Source organism: Pseudovibrio denitrificans JCM 12308, assembly GCF_001310815.1.
GTDB lineage: Bacteria > Pseudomonadota > Alphaproteobacteria > Rhizobiales > Stappiaceae > Pseudovibrio > Pseudovibrio denitrificans.
The window spans coordinates 115,929-133,965 of the sequence record NZ_BAZK01000008.1 but is presented as its reverse complement, the minus strand read 5'-3'; the positions used below and the strand labels follow the sequence as shown (position 1 = coordinate 133,965).

General features: G+C 55.0%; 18 protein-coding genes and 1 pseudogene. 10 read left to right on the top strand and 9 right to left on the bottom strand.

The window, feature by feature from the left end:
- Positions 1–6 precede the first annotated feature (6 nt).
- The 4 genes from JCM12308_RS29790 to fabI are packed head-to-tail and all read right to left on the bottom strand — an operon-like array spanning position 7 to position 3,068.
- A complete protein-coding gene (locus JCM12308_RS29790; protein WP_208978508.1) occupies positions 7–498 on the bottom strand; it encodes a hypothetical protein in 492 nt (163 codons plus the stop codon).
- Positions 495–1,907 (bottom strand): DUF3141 domain-containing protein, encoded by a 1,413-nt coding sequence (locus tag JCM12308_RS29785; protein WP_208978507.1) that lies wholly within the window; start codon positions 1,905–1,907, stop codon positions 495–497. Before JCM12308_RS29785 ends, JCM12308_RS29790 begins: the two co-directional genes overlap by 4 nt.
- Entirely contained in the window at positions 1,898–2,284 is a 387-nt protein-coding gene (locus JCM12308_RS29780) for a hypothetical protein (protein ID WP_208978506.1), read from the bottom strand. The genes JCM12308_RS29785 and JCM12308_RS29780 overlap by 10 nt, the downstream gene beginning before the upstream one ends.
- Positions 2,285–2,303: 19 nt before the next feature.
- On the bottom strand, positions 2,304–3,068 hold the full coding sequence (fabI, locus tag JCM12308_RS12240) for an enoyl-ACP reductase FabI (protein ID WP_008551231.1): 765 nt from the start codon (positions 3,066–3,068) through the stop codon (positions 2,304–2,306).
- 388 nt (positions 3,069–3,456) lie between these two features.
- Between fabI and JCM12308_RS12235 the strand changes: the two genes are divergently transcribed.
- Both JCM12308_RS12235 and JCM12308_RS12230 read left to right on the top strand, forming a co-directional pair.
- A complete protein-coding gene (locus JCM12308_RS12235) occupies positions 3,457–5,325 on the top strand; it encodes a hypothetical protein (RefSeq protein ID WP_208978505.1) in 1,869 nt (622 codons plus the stop codon).
- 184 nt (positions 5,326–5,509) lie between these two features.
- The gene (locus JCM12308_RS12230; protein ID WP_054783906.1) at positions 5,510–5,965 is read left to right on the top strand and encodes a CesT family type III secretion system chaperone; all 456 of its coding nucleotides are present in this window, start codon (positions 5,510–5,512) and stop codon (positions 5,963–5,965) included.
- Positions 5,966–5,979: 14 nt separating this feature from the next.
- On the opposite strand, the gene JCM12308_RS12225 is transcribed toward JCM12308_RS12230, so the two are convergent.
- Positions 5,980–7,041: an NAD(P)/FAD-dependent oxidoreductase gene (locus tag JCM12308_RS12225; RefSeq protein WP_054783905.1), complete on the bottom strand. Its 1,062-nt coding sequence runs from the start codon at positions 7,039–7,041 to the stop codon at positions 5,980–5,982.
- Between the two features lie 319 nt (positions 7,042–7,360).
- On the opposite strand from JCM12308_RS12225, the gene JCM12308_RS12220 reads away from it, so the two are divergent.
- The 5 genes and pseudogenes from JCM12308_RS12220 (at position 7,361) to JCM12308_RS12200 (ending at position 13,020) form a co-directional block, all read left to right on the top strand.
- The gene (locus JCM12308_RS12220; RefSeq protein ID WP_054783904.1) at positions 7,361–7,918 is read left to right on the top strand and encodes a helix-turn-helix domain-containing protein; all 558 of its coding nucleotides are present in this window, start codon (positions 7,361–7,363) and stop codon (positions 7,916–7,918) included.
- A 123-nt stretch (positions 7,919–8,041) separates the two neighbouring features.
- Positions 8,042–10,536 (top strand): annotated as a pseudogene (locus JCM12308_RS12215) (GcvT family protein).
- Positions 10,537–10,598: 62 nt separating this feature from the next.
- Entirely contained in the window at positions 10,599–10,757 is a 159-nt protein-coding gene (locus tag JCM12308_RS28290) for a hypothetical protein (RefSeq protein ID WP_164845300.1), read from the top strand.
- Positions 10,758–10,972: 215 nt separating this feature from the next.
- Entirely contained in the window at positions 10,973–11,767 is a 795-nt protein-coding gene (locus JCM12308_RS12205) for a FadR/GntR family transcriptional regulator (protein ID WP_054783902.1), read from the top strand.
- A 41-nt stretch (positions 11,768–11,808) separates the two neighbouring features.
- Positions 11,809–13,020, top strand: a complete 1,212-nt coding sequence (locus JCM12308_RS12200; protein WP_054783901.1) for a mandelate racemase/muconate lactonizing enzyme family protein — start codon at positions 11,809–11,811, stop codon at positions 13,018–13,020.
- 114 nt (positions 13,021–13,134) lie between these two features.
- Here the strand turns inward: JCM12308_RS12200 and JCM12308_RS12195 are convergent, their stop codons facing one another.
- Together JCM12308_RS12195 and JCM12308_RS27785 are read right to left on the bottom strand one after the other, a co-directional pair.
- Complete coding sequence (locus JCM12308_RS12195) at positions 13,135–13,818, bottom strand: pyridoxamine 5'-phosphate oxidase family protein (protein ID WP_054783900.1); 684 nt, start codon at positions 13,816–13,818, stop codon at positions 13,135–13,137.
- A 59-nt stretch (positions 13,819–13,877) separates the two neighbouring features.
- Positions 13,878–14,342, bottom strand: a complete 465-nt coding sequence (locus tag JCM12308_RS27785) for a DUF1348 family protein (protein ID WP_008551119.1) — start codon at positions 14,340–14,342, stop codon at positions 13,878–13,880.
- 210 nt (positions 14,343–14,552) lie between these two features.
- Here JCM12308_RS27785 and JCM12308_RS12185 point away from each other — a divergent pair, with 210 nt between their 5' ends.
- Entirely contained in the window at positions 14,553–15,113 is a 561-nt protein-coding gene (locus JCM12308_RS12185) for a TetR/AcrR family transcriptional regulator (protein ID WP_054783898.1), read from the top strand.
- Between the two features lie 208 nt (positions 15,114–15,321).
- Complete coding sequence (locus JCM12308_RS12180) at positions 15,322–16,113, top strand: cyclase family protein (RefSeq protein WP_008550932.1); 792 nt, start codon at positions 15,322–15,324, stop codon at positions 16,111–16,113.
- An 11-nt stretch (positions 16,114–16,124) separates the two neighbouring features.
- Here JCM12308_RS12180 and JCM12308_RS12175 read toward each other — a convergent pair whose 3' ends face one another.
- Both JCM12308_RS12175 and JCM12308_RS12170 read right to left on the bottom strand, forming a co-directional pair.
- A complete protein-coding gene (locus JCM12308_RS12175; RefSeq protein ID WP_054783897.1) occupies positions 16,125–16,610 on the bottom strand; it encodes a VOC family protein in 486 nt (161 codons plus the stop codon).
- Entirely contained in the window at positions 16,607–17,389 is a 783-nt protein-coding gene (locus tag JCM12308_RS12170) for an alpha/beta fold hydrolase (protein ID WP_054784071.1), read from the bottom strand. The genes JCM12308_RS12175 and JCM12308_RS12170 overlap by 4 nt, the downstream gene beginning before the upstream one ends.
- A 255-nt stretch (positions 17,390–17,644) precedes the next feature.
- Between JCM12308_RS12170 and JCM12308_RS12165 the strand changes: the two genes are divergently transcribed.
- Positions 17,645–17,914: an ArsR/SmtB family transcription factor gene (locus JCM12308_RS12165; RefSeq protein WP_235861609.1), complete on the top strand. Its 270-nt coding sequence runs from the start codon at positions 17,645–17,647 to the stop codon at positions 17,912–17,914.
- Positions 17,915–18,037 lie beyond the last annotated feature (123 nt).

Below are 18,037 nucleotides of genomic sequence, written 5' to 3'. Positions count from 1 at the left end.
ATTCACCTACCCCCACTTGAGCGTTTTCTTCAGGCAATGCCACAATTCCAGCGAGTTGGGCGCCATGTCTTCCTCGTTGCCGATGATGTAGGTCACCGCCTTGTAGGCGAAGGTTTTGTCCTTCTCGTTCTTCAGCAACAGCGGCAGAGCGTTGTAGCCCGCCTCCATCTCAAACCGCGCAATCAGCGTCTGGTCGTGAATGAGGAAGTTGCGCTCCTTCGGGTCCATGGATTTGAACGGTGCCCATGTGGTCAGCACCTCGTTGAAGCGCTCCAGCTTTTCGCCGCGCACCTCGGTGCGGGTATCAGCAATCATCAGCACAATGCGCACGATAGCAGCGGCGGCCCCGCCCTTTTCGATCTTCTTCAGGGCGTTCTGAATACTGGCCAGGCTGTGCAGATCCTGCATCGGCACCTTCGGCCTGCGGAAGGACAGCGCCTTGCCGTATTCCACCGCTTGGGGAGAGGCCCAGAAGGTGAGGAAGCTGTTTTCAATCATGCTTCGCGCATATCTTTCAGCGCATCCCAGCCATATTCGATGCTGTCCGCCACCATCTCCTCCCAATAGTGGAAGGGCGTTTTGGCCATGTTGGGCTTGTGGTTCTGCTTCACCGCAGCGGCGGCCATGGTGGGCCAGAACATGAAGGGGTTGGTGGAGGCAAACGCGCCGTTGGCGAGCCGCATAGGGTGCAGATCTCGCGTGACTTCTGCCGTTTGCGAGCTGTTCATGGTCTTGAGCACCGGGCCAATGGTGCTGTCATACATGTCTTCCCAGCTTTCAGAAAAACGGGCCACACCGGCAAAGGCTTTTTCCTCATCGCGCTCGCCGGTTTCCAGCAGCATTTCATCGATGGTTTTGCGGGCAAAGCTCACCTTGAACTTGGCATCACAGCCTTTGCCCTTCTGCTCTTCAATCTGCAGCTTGTAGAGCCCCGGAGGCATGGCCTCGATGGTCTTCAAGGTAGAGGCCACTTGCGTATGTTCCCGCTTGGCCACGCTGGAGGACACGAAGATGCCCAGATGCCCGACCTGATCATGAAGCATGTAGAGGATACGCTGACCGAGGATCTCGATCTCCGCATCATCCGTATAGGTATCCGCGATCCAGTTGAGGGCCTGATCGGGCGGTGTGATGTTATCGCCGTAAGAGGAGAAGACGATGATCGGAGACTTGATGGTCTTCAGGTCAATGGGCCGGCCCGGCTCCAGAAATGCTTCGTTCTTGGCCAGTTTGTTGCCGATGAAGAGGTTGTCCAGAATCCAGCGGAATTCTTCCTCGGTCATGTAATAAAAGCCGTTCCACCACTTCTGGAATTCCAGATAACGCTCTTCGCCGCTGTCGATCGTAGTGTAAAGGTCATAGTACTTGCGGAACCAGTTACGGCCCGGGTTCAGCATTTCAAAGTTCTGCACCAGATTGGCGCCATCAAACACGCCGTTGCCCAGATCTGCAGAAAGCAGAGCCGGTACGATGCCTCCGGTCAGGCCAGCGGAGTAGCGCATGGGGTCCTGCCCCATCTTGCCGCTCCAGTAGGACATGGGCGCCCCGTTGAGCACGATCGGCCCAACCAGATCCGGATAAACCGCCGCCAGAATGGCCGTCGCCCATCCGCCCTGACAGTTGCCCACCACGATGGGTTTCGGGCTGTCCGGATGGCGTGAGATGATCTCTCGTAGGAACGCCGCTTCAGCATGGGTAACGTGCGACAGTTCCTGATGCGGTTCTGGCATCGGGTGGAAGGCAACGAAATACACGGGATGGCCGCCACGCAGGGCAACGCCCACCTGACTATCATCCTTGAAGCCACCAATGCCAGCGCCATGTCCGGCGCGCGGATCGATGATCACATAGGGGCGCTTCCAGTCAAACACCTCCGTCCCTTCGGGCGGAATGATCTTCAACAGCATGTAGTTGCAGGGCCGTGGCAGGTTTCGCCCCTCCACGATGACTCATAATCATAGACGAGTACCGGAGGGCAGCCCTTGGCCATGTGGTCAAAATATGTGTCGCTGCTTTCGCGCAGGGCGTCCATGGTCAGGATCGCCCGTTCACTGGACTCCTTCAGATAGTGGGTCCAGGCATCCATGACCTTTTTGGGCGTGTCATACGGTGCCCAGGAGGCGGCCAGCGCTTCGCCTTTGATCTTGGACTTCTCCTGCTTTTTCTGGAAGTCCTTCATCAGGCGGGTGGAGCGCCGTGAGTTGGCAACCTGCAAAAACTGGTTTTGCTGCGCGAGGGCCTCAAAGTACTGGGCCGTGCGCTGGGTAAAGAGTTCTATTTGCATAATCTACCTCGGTGCCTGCCTAGCCAATGATGCGGTAACCGCCGTCAATGGGGTGAACCACACCAGTGATGTTGCGGGCTTCATCACTGGCCAGAAAGGCGGCATAAGCGCCAATGTCTTCAATGCTTGCGAGTTTTCGTGTGGGCGCGCGCTCGGTGGCGTCTGCCAGCATTTCGTCAAAGCTGGCGATGCCGCTTGCGGCGCGGGTGGCCAATGGGCCGGGAGACAGCGCGTTGACGGAAATCCCCTTCTGGCCCAGCTCTGCCGCCACATAGCGTGTGGTGCTTTCCAGCGCGGCTTTCACCGGACCCATGATGTTGTAGTGGCTGATCACCTTTTCCGAGCCGTGGAAGGTCACGGTCATGACGCTGGAGCCCGGCGGCATCAGCGGTTCGGATTTGCGGATCAGGCGCAGGAAGGAGTGCACGGAAATGTCCATGGCCACGCCAAACCCCTCAGCCGAGCAATCCACCACCCGGCCATGCAAGTCGGCCTGCGGGCAAAAGGCGATGGAATGGAGCAGAATATCCAGCGTGCCCCAGACCTTTTCGATCTGCTCATACAGGGCATCCACCTGCTCGGGCTGGGTCACATCCAGCGGCGCAAAAATGGCGGCGTTGGCTTCTTCTGCCAGCGGGGCCACATGCTTTTTTGCTTTGTCATTCAGGTATGTAAGTGCCAGTTCTGCACCCTGAGCCTTCATGGCTTTGGCGCATCCCCATGCAATGGACTGGCTGTTCGCCACCCCAACAATAAGGGCTTTCTTGCCCTTCAATGAAAACATGTGGCCGTTACCCTACTCGTTGAACCCGGTGATTTGAAAGGAAAACAACAAGACTAGGAATAGCTATACAGGAGAAATAAGGAAAACCAAGGTGCGAAATCTAGTAAATGAAATGGCTATCCGGAATATTCAAAGAGTGACTATTTATGTAACTAAGTAGTTTTGTAATAAAATTAGATTTTCTGTTGATTAGGCTGCTTTGGCGAGGTGTGAAGCCCATCAATGGCCTGCGCTGTGTCCCTCATCTTTTTTACCGCTACAATCTGAGAGAGTGCCTGTCAGCACAGACCTGAAAAGCCAAAGCTTTTAAGAGGATTCATAAAAGCGTGGACCGGGCCTGTTTCTACAGTTTCCGGCGGAATGTTATTCGTAAAGTGATGGTGCTCGCATGACCGGATCAAATCTATCTGTTTCAAACTCACAGCCGCCTGCCCCGCAGCCTAATGTGGCTCAGTATGCCGATGTCGTGCCGCCAAAGCCGAGCGAACGTATCGTTGAATACTCGCTCAACTATGTGACGAAGAAAACTGCTCAGCACGAGGCTGTCCTGGGCGAGATCAAGCGTGAGCTCAACTCCTACTTCAGCACAGAAGTGACTGAGAAGGTGGTGGATCATTTCCTCTCCACCAAACCTCACCTGCCAAAATCCAGTGTGCTTGCGACCCTGCTTCATGTGCCAAGCAAGGCCTCTCAGCAGGCACAGGAAAAAGTGGCAACGTTGTTTGAGGAAGCACATGCCTACGGCACCCGGCTGACGCTGGAAACCTTTTTTGAAGGGGCTGCGATCCCTGATGACCCAAAGAAGGCAGCTGAAGTACTGACAGCTCGCATCGTTGAACTTGCTAAGACAGCGGATGCAGATGGTATTTCCAGCCTTGTTCGGTCCCTGAGCTTCCTTGGCGGTTCAGATGACGCTGTTTTGAAGGAAGCTGTGCCGATTGCGCTTAAAGCTGTGCATTCCACGCTGGTTTATCCGGAAAGCGTCCGCACCCAAAATGCGGCTCAGGGCGGCGAAGTAGCTCGTGTGCCGGGTGAGGTGACCACCCATCTGCTGGCTTTGATCAGAGACGAGGCACAAAGCCCGGATCTGGACCCGGCAACAGCGGACCTGTTGGCTGAAGTTGATGGCTATGTGAAGGATCAGGTGCTGGGCCACCGGATCTCTGTACCGGAAACCCGCGCACTGTTGACCGTGGTTGGGGACAGGCTTGAAGAGATTGGCTTCAAGGATCTTGCCGACCAGACCAAGGTGCTGCAGAGCCAGTTGGGCAAAAGCGATAACCCACCACTGACCCGCCTGCACGATGCGATTTATTCCCGTGTGCTCGACAGTACGTTCATTGCTGATCTGGTGGAAGATACCCCGCAGCCGGTGATGGATTCAGCGCAGCTGGTGAAAGACGGCCTGCGAGATGTGATCTCCATCCAGACCCCACGGGTGCAGAACCAGACTGCGATGACAATGCATAAGATGATGGCAGGCAACGAACGCTTCTGGATGCCTGAATGCCCAGAACTGATGGAGTTCGTGCAAGGTCCCCGTCAGGATGCACTGACCAATCTGGATAAGTTCCTGAGTGCCCCTACCCGCAACGGGTATGATGCCATTGCTGTCCCGATGTTGATTGTGAAAGGCACGGTTGCCCTGCATGCTCTGCTGACCAAAACAGTGCCTGAAGACCGCCAGCCGCTCGTCATGAACGGTAAAAAAGTTGCGGACCTGCCGGCTTATGTGAAGGTGGCAAACAAGGCCTATCAGGGGATTTGCAAAGAAGCGAACCGCACCAATGCGCCGGAAGATCCGGATCTGAAACGAGAAGATCGCCCTAAGGTTGGCCGCACGGATACGCCAAAGAGTGCGCATGCTGGGATTACGCTTGGCTATCAACCCGGCAGTGTCACGTTTGAGGGTGACCCAGATAAGATCCCAAGTACGCACCCTGCAGATGTGAACCTGCCGAAACTACAGGAGCCGAGCAAGTCGCAGGTGGAAGCCCTGTCTCGCGGCATTCCATTTGCCTCCGGTGTGTCCGGATCTACCAACTTGAACTTGCACTTTCTGCACTATCTCCGGCACACCTCCCCAAACCCGGATCTGATTCCGGATTCAAAGGACTACATGGTCGCCAACACCATGTTCCTGAACTTTGACGGCGGTCACTCAATCCACGAAGCCTCTGGGTCGGACAGGAGCTGGATGGCACACTGGGGCTTGATCTTGGCCTTGCCCGTGCAAAGCCGGATGGAACACAGATAGAATCCTCCAGCTATGTCTCTGACCTTAATGAGTTTATTGACCTTTACGATGGCACCGAGACGGGGGAAGCCTTGGAGCGCGCCAAGGAAAGCGCCTTTGATGCCACGCTGGATTACTTTGACGAGCACAGTTATGCCGCCGGTAAAACCGTTGGTGAAGCCTGAGGCGATGTGAGGAAAGAAAAATGAAATACGCAGCAACACTCCTTGCCGAGCTGGGCGAAAAGATCGGCCTGCCAAACCTTGAGCTGGATGAGGAAGGGCTTTGCTCTTTTGAGGTTGAAGACGAGTTTACGCTCACTCTGGGGGCAAACAATCAGGATGAAGTGATCCTGTTTGCTCTTCTGCCAGACATCCAGAAAGACAAACGTGAAGCTGGATACCGCTTGCTGCTTCAGGCCAACCTGCTGGGCAAAGGCACTGGTGATGCGGTTCTGGCGATGACAGAAGGTGACAATCAACCAGCGCTAAACTCTCGGTTTTCCGCTCAAAACCTCGTGGTCCAGCAGCTGGAAGAGAAGCTCGACACCTTCATCAAACTGGTGAAGCTATGGCGCGCAACCATTCAGTCTCTCAATGCATCAGAGACTGAAAGCACGCAAGACCTCCACCTTTCCAATGATGCCTGGCTGCGTGCTTAACACCTGATATGCCCCTAAACCACCGAGCGGGACAGCGCCTGCTCTGTGATCTGGCTGCAGATTTTCTCTGCGATGAGGGGGGCGAGGATGACGCCGGGGTGGCTGCCTGCGACGAAGGCGTTGGTAAAGCCGTTGATAGGGCGGGCCAGAGGCTCCGTTGAATGGCTGGCGGGGCGCTGGCCGACCTGAATGGACAGCAGCTCCACCTGACCGGCGCTGGTGAAAGTGTCTTTAACGGCCTGCACCAGCCGCGCGCCCATGCGCTCCAGCTCGGCGGGATCATTCGTTTTGGGTGGATCTTCGGCCAGTGCGAAGTTGCCGAGACCCAGACTACGCATCTCGATATCCGGCGTTAGCAGCACGGGGGTGTACTCCGGCAGTTCTGCGCTGATCTCAAGATAGGTGGCAGGTGAGGTGTAAAGGCCGTGGTCCGGCTCATACGGAGCGATTAGACCGCCGTTGGCACCGCCCGTTGCCAGTACGGTGAAGTCGCTGGCAAAGACCTCGTCATTCATGCGGATGCCGTTGCAGTTATGGTCGGTGACATCCAGTGCACTCACTGAGCTATTCAGCACCACCTCTCCGCCCAGACGGGTCAGAGCATCAACCAGCTTTTCGATGACTTTAGGCGGGTACCAGCAGACATCGTCTTCTGAATAGGCTGCAAACTCTGGCGGATTGGTGAGCGCGGGCAAAAGGTCCTGAAGTTCCTGCTTGCTCATGAGGCGCGTGCGGGTGCCTGCCTGCCGTTGACGGTCAATCAGGTCTTGCGTTTCTTCCGGTGTTGCGCGCCAGACGATGGCGCCGTTGTTGGCTCCAAACAGAGCACCATCAAACTCAGCATTCAGTGTCTTGTAGCGCGCCATGCCATCGGTCAGCAGGGGGAACAGCTCCGGATGATCAATGGGGTCATTGGCGATGTGGCCAATCCAGCCAAAGGAAGTACGAGAGACATCTCCACCTACACAATGGTTTGCATCAAACAAAGTAACCTTGAAACCCAGACGCGCGAGCTTGTACGCGATCATTGCTCCGGTGATGCCGGCGCCGACCACGTTAACGCTTAAATTATGCATAAATGCCTCAATTCAGAACATGAACCGGCCAGCACGGACATGCTGAACGGCAGAAAAATCAAAGAAATGGCTTTGGCTGACCCTAGCGAACTGGTTTGTGCAGCGGAACCGCTCTCCTGAAAAATAAGAGGGTAGTGATATATTTGCAGCGCCTAATATAGGCAAGCGGCCAAATTCCCTAAGTTGCTGATTGAGCGGAATTAATGGATGTCGGTTGCTTGAGGACACAAGCGATCGGGTTACCTTACGTGAAAAAATGGTTGAAAATTTCATAGTTCCTCGTGAAAATATCAGGAAATATTTCACGGAATCATGAAGCATGACAGTTGGCAGTACATTGGGAGAAGATCTGAAGGCGCTTCGTACCTCGCGTGGGATGACGCTGGAGGAGACTGCGAAGAAGATGGGGCGCTCTGTGGGCTGGCTCTCTCAGGTGGAGCGCGACAAGTCCACACCCCGCCATACGGACTTGAAGCAGTTTGCCCAGGTGTTTGGTGTTCAGCTCTCCCTGTTCTTTGGAGATGCAGAGGCGCCGGAAAATGAGCAAGGCCGCGTTGTGCGCTCTGGCAACCGCCGTGTGATCGGCGAGCGGGACAAGGGCCTGCTGGAGACGCTGGTTTCTCCTGATCTGACCGACAGTTTTGAGATGATCCACTCTACGTTTCAGCCCGGTTCGCACCGCAGCGAGGCGATTACGCGGCCAACGCAGGAGGTGGCCTACATGGTCTCCGGCAGGTTGGATGTGTGGATCGGAGAGGACAAGTTCACGGTGGAAGCGGGCGACAGCTTTCGCATCAAGGAAACGTCCTATCGCTGGTCCAACCCTTACGCGGAGCCTGCGGTTGCGATCTGGGTGATTTCACCGCCGGTTTATTAAAAGCCGCGCCGGATGACCGGCGCAGCTTCAGCATACGATTTCAGAGAAGAATGATACCCGCCTCACAGAGAAAAGCGGGAGAGGACTACTTGATGGATTTATAGTTTTTGGGAGGAAGTGCGCATGTCTATTCCGGATACAGCGCGGGTTGTGATTATCGGCGGCGGTGTTGTTGGCGTTTCCACGCTGTATCATCTGGCCAAAATGGGCTGGAGCGACTGCGTTCTTTTGGAAAAGAACGAGCTGACGGCAGGGTCCACCTGGCATGCGGCAGGCAACTGCCCCAACTTCGCCACCAGCTACGCGGTGATGAACATGCAGCGCTACGGACTGGAGCTGTATCGCGGGCTGGCGGAAGAAGTCGACTACCCCATCAACTACCACGTGACCGGCGCCATCCGGCTGGCACATAGCCATGAACGGATGATGGAGTTTGAACACGTGGCTGCCATGGCCGAACACATGGGCCTGACCATGGACATGTGCACCCCGGACCAGCTGCAACAGCACTTTCCCTTTATGGAAGTTCATGATCTGGAAGGCGGGCTCTGGGATCCGCTGGATGGCGACATTGATCCTGCGCAGGTGACACAGGCCCTTGCCAAAGGTGCGCGTGATCTGGGTGCCCGCATCCTGCGCTTTACGCCCGCCACGGGTATGCGCCGGGAGGACGGTGAATGGATCGTTTGCACCGAAGCAGGCGAGATCCGCTGCGAGTATGTGGTGAACGCGGCTGGCTATTATGCTGCCCGTGTGGGGGAATGGTTTGAGCCCTATGGCGGGCGCAGCGTACCGACCATCACCATGAGCCACCAGTACTTCATGACGGAAGCGATTCCCGAAGTGGAAGCCTGGACCAAACAACATGGCCGCAAACTGCCCATGCTGCGAGATCCGGACACCTCCTACTATCTGCGGCAGGAAACGGGCGGGTTCAATCTGGGGCCGTATGAGCGCGCCTGCCGGACGGCATGGACAACACCGGATGATCCGATGCCGGAGGACTTCAGCTTTCAGCTTTATCCGGATGATCTGGAGCGGCTGGAGTTTTACATCGAAGACGCAATGGCGCGTGTGCCTTTGCTGGGAACGCAAGGGGTGAAACGCAACATCAATGGGCCAATTCCTTACGCCCCTGATGGACTGCCCATGATTGGCCCCATGCCCGGCGTGCCCAATGCGTTTGAAGCGCATTCCTTCACCTTCGGCATTGCGCAAGGCGGCGGTGCGGGCAAGGTGGCGGCGGAATGGATCGTCAACGGCCAGACCGAGTGGGATATGTGGGCCGTCGATCCACGACGCTACACCGATTACACCGACAAGCAGTATTGCATCGATAAGGCCAAGGAAGTTTACGGCCACGAATACGCCATGCACTTCCCGCATCACGAATGGTCTGCAGGGCGAGACCGTAAACTCTCTCCCAACCACACCAAACTGTTGGAGCTTGGCGGACAGATGGGCGCCTACAACGGCTGGGAGCGCGCCAACTGGTTTGCCAAAGCAGGCGATGACACCTCTGAAGAGGCGACACAAACCTGGGCCCGCTCCGGTCCGTGGGAGCAGCGGGTGCGTGAAGAATGCGAAGCGGTGCGCGACTATGTTGCGTGTTGGATCTGCCCGGGTTTTCAAGGTTTATGCTCTCTGGAGACGGTGCCGCTGATTGGCTGCGGGAGCAGATTGCTGGTGGCCTGCCAAAGGTTGGTCGCATGACACTGGGCTACTTCCCGGATGAGCGCGGTCGGGTGCTGACAGAAATGTCTATCCTGCGCCATGGGGCTGACGAGTTCACGCTGATCACCGCAGCTCTGGCCCAGTGGCACGACTTCGAGTTGCTCAATACCCGCTTGCCGGAAGGATTGTCATTGGAAGATCAGACGCGGGACGTCACCACGCTGATTGTCACCGGCCCGCAGTCCCGTCAGTTGCTTGCTGGTATGACAGAGGCGGACCTCTCTCTCAGCTGGCTCAGCCTTCAGCAGGCAACCGTTCTTGGAAAGCCTGCGCTTCTGGTACGCGTGTCGTTTGCTGGAGAGTTGGGCTGGGAGATCCACGCAAGTAATGAGGATATGCCTGAAATCTATGAGGCGATCCTTGGTTCTGGTGCCAAGCCCTTCGGCATGTATGCGCTCAATGCCTTACGACTGGAGAAAGGCTACCGCAGCTGGAAAGGCGACCTTTCAACGGACTACACGCTGTTTGAGGCTGGGCTCGACCGGTTCGTGAAGCTTAACAAGCCGCAAAACTTCCCCGGCAAAGCTGCGTTGCTGAAGGAGGCAGCAGAAGGCGTGAAGCGTCGCTTCGTGACCATGATTGTGGAGGCTGGTGACTGCGATGCACCGTATATGTCCACTATTTGGCAGGGAGATCAGATGGTTGGGGAAGTCACCTCCGGCGGCTGGGGCTACCGCATCAATGCCTCCATCGCGCTGGGTGTGGTGCACGCTGATCTGGCTGAACCGGGGACTGAGCTGACCATCAAGATCTACGGCAAGCCTCACAAGGCCGTTGTTCAACCCGATGGCCCGCTGTGGGATCCAGAAAATGCACGGCTGAGAGATCAGGGGGATGCGGTTGATGGTGATCCAGACCAGAGCACCTCTCTTCAAACGGTGTGAGCGCGATATCTGAAACGAAAACGGCATCCGTAGTGTTCCAGCTTCATTGCAAGCAGAAGACGATGGATGCCGTGACACCCCTGCCCTTGCTTGCCCTGCAGCCGATGATGCCGTTTGGAGTGCAGGCACGCCTCTTCTGCTTTGCTGCGCAGATTAAGCAATTGATGGCATTAGTGAAATTGATGCTCTGGATGTGTTGGTGTCTGGATTGTTTAAGTTGATATTGGCTGTTGTTGCAGGATAGTAGTATTTATAGGTGATGTGGAATAATTATATTTATAAATATTGAATTATCGAACATAGAATAACTCATGGTAACTTAAATTATATCCAGGTATGCGTGTTGATAACTAAGTATTCAGTCATATTTAATTGTATGTCAGACATGGATTAGGCTAGTCCTATCAATCTGCTCTTTTGATGAGGCTGAAGTGCGATGGTGTCCACATACACGCAGGATCTGCGAGATCAGATAACCGAGGAACTGGCTCGCCAGCTGTTTTCGGCGGAACTGAAACCGGGTGACTTCCTGCCAAAGGAACTGGAACTGACGGAACAGTTTGGTGTCAGCCGTGCCACCATGCGCAGTGCGCTGGCCACCTTCACCAACCACGGTATCATCGAACGCATCTCCGGCTTCGGCACCCGCGTCAAAGATTATCAGGACTGGAACATCCTCTCCCCGCAAGTGGCCACATGGATTGCGCAGTATGGCGGCAACACGCTCATCTTCGCCCGGGAGATTTTCCGTTTCCGCACATCTGTTGAGCCCTTCATCGCCATGGAAGCAGCTCGCCGTGCCACGGCTAAAGATCTGATGAAGATCGAGGCGGCGTGGAATGGCATGTATGCAGCCATGCAGAAGGACGACCTGATCTATCGCGGCAAGCACTTTCAGCAGTATGATACGCAGTTTCATGAAGCGATCTATCAGGCGACGCACAATCTGGTCTGGGTGCAGATCGGACGCAGCACCATGCCTGCGGTGTTTGTTCTGATCAAGAAAACCACAGAAGCAGCCAGTGAGCTGAGTGACAGTCTGGAACGCCACCGCCATCTGCTGGAAGCCATCCGCCTGCGGGATGCAGAAGCGGCCCGCAAAGCCTCCGTGCGCATCATCGACCGGGCGGCCTATGATCTTGACCTGAGTGATCTGAACGAAGAGATCCGCGAGAACTCCTTGGCCAACGTGGTGATGCAGAACGAAGGCGACCGCCTCACCTCCGATTGAGCACCTCATCCTTATCCCTAGATCCTTTTTCGAGAAGCCCCATGAAAATCACCGGCATTGAAACCATCAATCTTAAAGAATTTCGCAATGTAACCTGGGTGCGTGTGCACACAGATGCTGGCAGTTTTGGTCTGGGAGAAACGTTTTATGGCTCAGATGCGGTTTGCGGATTTATCCATGAAACACTGGCAGATGAGTTGATTGACCGTGATCCAACCCAGATTGACGCCATCTCCCGCTTGCTGCTCAACCCCATCTGCGGTTTCAACTCCACAGGCGCAGAAATGCGGGCCGCCTCTGCCATTGATATCGCCCTATGGGATCTTTCCGGTAAAACCCTCGGCGTGCCGGTGCATCAGCTGTTGGGTGGCAAAAGCCGCGATAAGATCCGCGCGTACAACACCTGTGCGGGCTACGAGTATGTGAAAGACAAGCAGGTCAACACCACGGAGGACTGGAGCACTGAGTCCGTTGCGGAAGGTCCATACGAGGATCTGGAGGCGTTCCTATCTGACGCGGGCACGCTGGCCAAAAGTCTGCTGGATATGGGTTTTCGCGGCATGAAGATCTGGCCGTTTGACCAGTTCGCCGTAAAAACCAATGGCACCTACATTTCACCGGAAGATCTGGAGGCAGGCCTGCGCCCCTTCAAGCAAATCCGCGAAGCTGTGGGCGACGCCATGGACATTCACGTGGAGCTGCACAGCGTGTGGAACCTGCCTATGGCCGAGAAGATCGCACGCGCATTGAAGCCTTACAACGTGTTCTGGCTGGAAGATCCGATCAAGATGACCAACGTGGACGCGCTGGCCGAGTACGCCCGCCGTGCCGACACATGGGTCACCGCCAGCGAGAACCTCGCCACCCGTTGGTCGTTCCGCGAGCTGTTTGAGAAGCGCGCAACGGATGTCTGCATGCTGGATATTGGCTGGTGTGGTGGTCTGACCGAAGCCAAGAAAATCGCCACCATGGCCGAAACCTACGAGTTGCCTGTTGCGCCGCATGATTGCACCGGTCCGGGCCTTCTGACAGCTGCTGTGCATCTTTCCATCAACCTGCCGAACGCGCTGGTTCAGGAGATGGTGCGGGCGTTCTATTTCGGCTGGTACAGTGAGTTGATGGAAGGTCTGCCTGTTTTCGAAAACGGCTATCTGCTGGCCCCAACGGCGCCGGGCCTCGGCATCTCGCTCTCGCCAAAGGTGTTTGAGCGCAGCGATGCAACAATCCGGATCACGGGCACCAAGTCCGGCTGATCCCCAAAACCAAGGTTGGCCGCGACCCAGCCTAGTAGGCGATGTGTGTGTCCATAACAATCGCCGAAGACCCACCACTGCGGAGTGGAAGCCGCGGTGGTGGGTGGTTTTTGGTTATTTTGATGTCGTACGCTTCGGAATGTGCCTTGGGCAATCCCACTCCAGCGCCAGAGTTTTGATGATAATCGCCCGCTCCGGCTCGGCTTTGTAATCTTGAGGCATCAAGTCCAGCACGAAGTCAGGATCTTCATCCAAAGACACTATCCGAGCTTCCCCCCAGATCTTCAGTCTTTCCTGCGTCTCGTAGTTCACGAGGATGAGGGATACGCGGGCATTTTGGGAGATGTTTCCGGCGCTCAGATACTGTCGGTTGCCGCGATAATCTGCATAGGCAAAATGCCTGTCATCCAGCACCCTCAGAAACCCTTGCGGTCCACCTTTAAACTGCACATAGGGCCAGCCGGTCTCTGAAATAGTTGAGAGATAACACCCGTCCATGCTCTCAATGAAAGTGGCATGGTCCGGGTCAATGGTGTGACCGCTCAGCTCGTCCCCTTCCAGAAACCTGGCGTAGGCCTCTTTGGTTCCGTAGCGGTCCTGAAAATCTGAGCGGCAGAGGTAAAGGCAATCTGAGCAAAAGCTTTTGGCATAGGAGCCCCCAACAAACGAAGTAATATGCTTGCATATGGGGACTGATACAAAAAATGCGACGACTACCTCGGGCAGGAAGTAGTCGTCGCACTGCTCTGGGGAGAGCTGGAGGAACTGGGGTAGGTCCGCAGTGTTCTGGAAGGCCAAGTCGATGGGGCCGTGCTTGGCACTCTAAGCGGATGGACGCGTTCCTCCTGTGGAGCTCGTTATAAGTTCATCTCCGAAAGGCCGGGGTGGTTATCCGGGCGGCGACCAAAGGGCCAGACGAAGAGCCGCTCATTCTCGTTGATTTCCGTATCTGTGATGCACGTGATCCGCTTCTTCATGAGACCGTTGTCATCAAACTCCCAGTTCTCGTTGCCGCAGGAGCGGAACCACTTGTTGTGTATGGTCCGCCACTCGCTGACGATGCGAATGGAGAAGCGGTTTTTGTTAAAGCTCCAAAGCTCTTTGATATGGCGATAATGGAGCTGGGTTTTCCATTTGGCGGAAAGGAAACCCATAATCTGTGGCCGACCTTCAATGGTCTGATTCCGGTCATGCCACAGGCAATCGCGGGAAACATTTCGGACAACAATTGTCGGGCAGCGTGAGTTCCACGCATCTTCCGCAGCTCTTACTTTTGCTACCGCAGCGTCGTCTGTTATGGGGCGCATTGATAAACTGAGCATTTTCGTTGCCTCTTGTTGTTTACTGATCGGTACAGTTACTGATAGCAAGGTGTACCGATCTGTTCATTTAGTCAATTCACCAAATTGCGAGCTGCGTGATGCATATCACTCGCTTTTACGAAGCCCTTTGATTTCGCGATAAAAATGAATTCCCTTGTTCGGCCATATTTATTTCGTTATATGTACTGATCAGTAAACCTTGAGGTTGGTATGCGCAAAAATAAACGGGATGAACTCGTAGAAAAGGCGATGGAAACCTTCTACAGAAACGGGTTTCACGCCACCGGTATGGATATGCTGGTCGCTGAATCCGGCATTTCCAAAACCTCCATGTACAAGCACTTCAAGAGCAAGGAAGACCTAATCCTGGCTGCGCTTGGTTTGCGCGAGCAGCAGTTTCACGATTGGTCGACGAAGCGTGTCTGCGAGCTTGCCAGCGAGCCAAAGGATCAGTTGCTCGCTCTGTTTGATGTGCTGGGCGAGTGGTTTCGCGAAGACACGTTCAAGAGCTGCATGTTCATCAAGGCCAGCTCTGAGTATCCGGAGCCGGACCACCCGATTCATCAGCAAACCGTTGAACAGCGCAACACCATGTATCAGGGTGTGCTGGCTCTGGTGGAAGCAGCACATCTGAAGAACCCTGAAGCGCTGGCCCGCCAACTGCTGATGCTGCAGGAAGGCGCGATCATCACCGCCCATTTCGGTAATAGTGATGACCCGGCAGGCGAAGCAAAGAAAGCCGCCAAAGCGCTGATCGACGCTGCCTCCTGATAATCAGTCCTCTTTCTTGAAAAGAGATACGGATTTAGTGAAGGATATCTGTGCCTTGCGTGCAGGTCCTGCCCTCTTCGTACGTCATGCATCCCTGATAATATTTGCATATACATATAAATCTGGTTAGCGTAGTTCCATGAGAGGCTCATGGGACGGTGTGCTTCTCACTTTAGGATCGACCACTTTCTGGGAGGGAGAAAGAGGGATGCTGACCAAAAGCATATTGGAAGACCTTGGCGCGAAATTGATTTCCGGAGATGTGGAGGTAATTGACCTATCTGGCCGATTGGGGCCGGATACGCCTATTTTGCAGTTGCCGCCAGACTTTGCCAAAAACACACCGAAAGTGGAGATCCATAAGATCTCCGAGTATGACGAGGATGGTCCGTTCTTCGCTTGGAACTGGATGAAACTGGGAGAACACTCAGGCACACACTTTGATGCGCCGCACCACTGGATCACCGGCAAAGACTATGCAGATGGATATACCGATACCATATCACCGCAAAATTTCGTAGCACCTGTGAATGTGATCGACTGCTCTGCGGAGACTGCTGAGAATGCAGATTTTCTGCTGACAGCAGACCGCGTGAAAGAGTGGGAGGCGGAACACGGTGAGATCAACGCCGGTGAATGGGTCGTCATGCGCAGCGACTGGTATCACCGCAACACGGATGAAGCGAAGTTTCTCAACGTAGACGAAAACGGCCCGCACTCGCCGGGGCCAACCGTGGACTGCATCGAGTATCTTCTCTCCAAGGGCATCCTTGGCTGGGGTAATGAATGTATCGGCACGGATGCGGGATGTGCTGGTGGCATGGAGCCACCTTATCCGGCACACAACCTGCTTCACGCAGCCAACCGCTATGGCCTTGCCAGCCTTGCAAATCTGGACAAGCTGCCGCCAAAAGGCGCTATCCTGATTGCAGCTCCGCTGAAGATTGCCAATGGCACCGGGAGCCCAATCCGCGCACTGGCTCTCGTGCCAGCGGGTTAGGCGCAGGGAAACTAAGCTGATTGGCAGTGATCAGAAGGTTGCTGCTGATCCTCCTCCGGGGTGCAATACGGCTGCTCCAGCTCAAGAATGTTGCCTTGAGGATCACGCATATAGCAGATCAGGTGTGGTCTTTCTGAGGTTCCGAAGTTCGTGACCTCCCCCTGCTTGCTGCCACCAGCGGAAAGAACTTTCGCGATCAACGCGTGGAGGTCCGGTGTCTGAAACGCAAGATGACCAAAGCCAGTGGCGTTCACAGGCGCAACACCTCTGTCTTCGGTTGCAGCATGTTGGTGCAACTCCAGAAACGGCGTACCGCAATCGGGGAACGTCAACCAGATGCTGAGGATCTCGGAGTTGGGCAGACCGTTCCCTTTGGAGACCTTTTCACCTGACAGAACTTTGGCTGGCCGCATTTGCTTGCATTGGAACACGGCCTCATAAAACGCGGCCAGAGCCTTTGCGTCGCGGGCAACGAGGTTGATGTGGGTGAGTTTCATTTGCCCCTCACCTGTTCCACTATCCGTTTGATGGCCTCGATCACATATTCCGGCTTATCCTGCATCACGTTGTGCCCGCTGCCTTTTGCGAAAACGCTGATGCGGTTCGGGGAAGCGGCGGTGAAATCCGCATGGGCCTTGCGCATCTGCGCGACAACCTTTGCATCCTTCACCCATGAGGTTTCAGCTACAATGTCGATGACAGGCAGATGCTGAGGGATGGTGACAGACCCCATGCGCTGTGCTGTGGCTGGATAGGCTTTGATGACTGGGATGACGGTCTTCGCCAGCTCTGGCGCTGCTTTCTCAAGCGCTTCGAAGCGTGGGGTGTATTCGGCCAACACGAAATCAACCAGCTCCGCACTCATATCCTGCGGGATGCCTGCATCGACAAATACGATGCCTTGCACGTTCTCCAGCTCTTCCACCAGCAAACTGGCGATGTATCCGCCGTAGGAATGTGCGACGAGAATGATGGGGGCATTATCTGCGAGGTCGGAAAGAGCCGTGATCAGATCTTTCGCCTCGTGTTCAACCGCATATCCCCCTTCCCACATCGGGTGAGGATCAAGGATGACACGGTCATAAACGACTGTCTGCACGCCCATGCTGCGTATCTGCGGTTCGATGTTGTTCCACGCTGAGGCGTTGCTTCCGTTGCCATGAATGAGCACGACAATGGGATGCCCCTCTCCTTTCAGCTCCAACGATAACGGATAGAACGGTGTTGCGGTTGCCCCTGCTGTTGAGAGGAAGATGGCGAGGAATGCAGCAAGCATGCGAGTGAAAATTGGCGAAAGATACGGCACAGAACGAGCTTTCTGAAAAAGAACAGTGAAGAGCAATAGGCCAATAACACTCCATTTTCTGCGCAGTTTCAATGGTGTTGTGCGTAGTGCGACAGGTACCGTTCTGGGCTGAATTTTGAATATAGTTGATAAGCTATATTGCTGGATTGCTATATAGGGAATCGGCTATATAGTTTGTGCATGAGCTTGATTGAGATCCTTAAAACACTGGCCAACGAGAACAGATTGACCATCCTGGAATGGCTTCAGGATCCTGTGGCGCATTTTCCACCGCAGAAGAATGGCGATCTGATTGAACACGGTGTGTGTTTGGGGGCAATTGCTCGAAAACTCGGCATTTCTCAGCCCACCGCGACCAATCATATGAAGGTGCTGGTGAATGCCGGATTGGTGACGCCCACGCGCAACAGCAATTGGGTGTATTTTCGCCTGAACAAGGAGGCTGTTTCTCTTTTCCTTGATGACCTTCAGAACAAGGTCGCCACACAAAAATAACTCGCCGACGCAACCTGCAAGCTGATCTTCTTAGGCTGATGGCCTTACCCCACCTCCCCTGATCTTCAGCGGATCACCTTGTGCCGCGAGCACCCCTGTTCGTTTCCTCATCCAATTATGTCT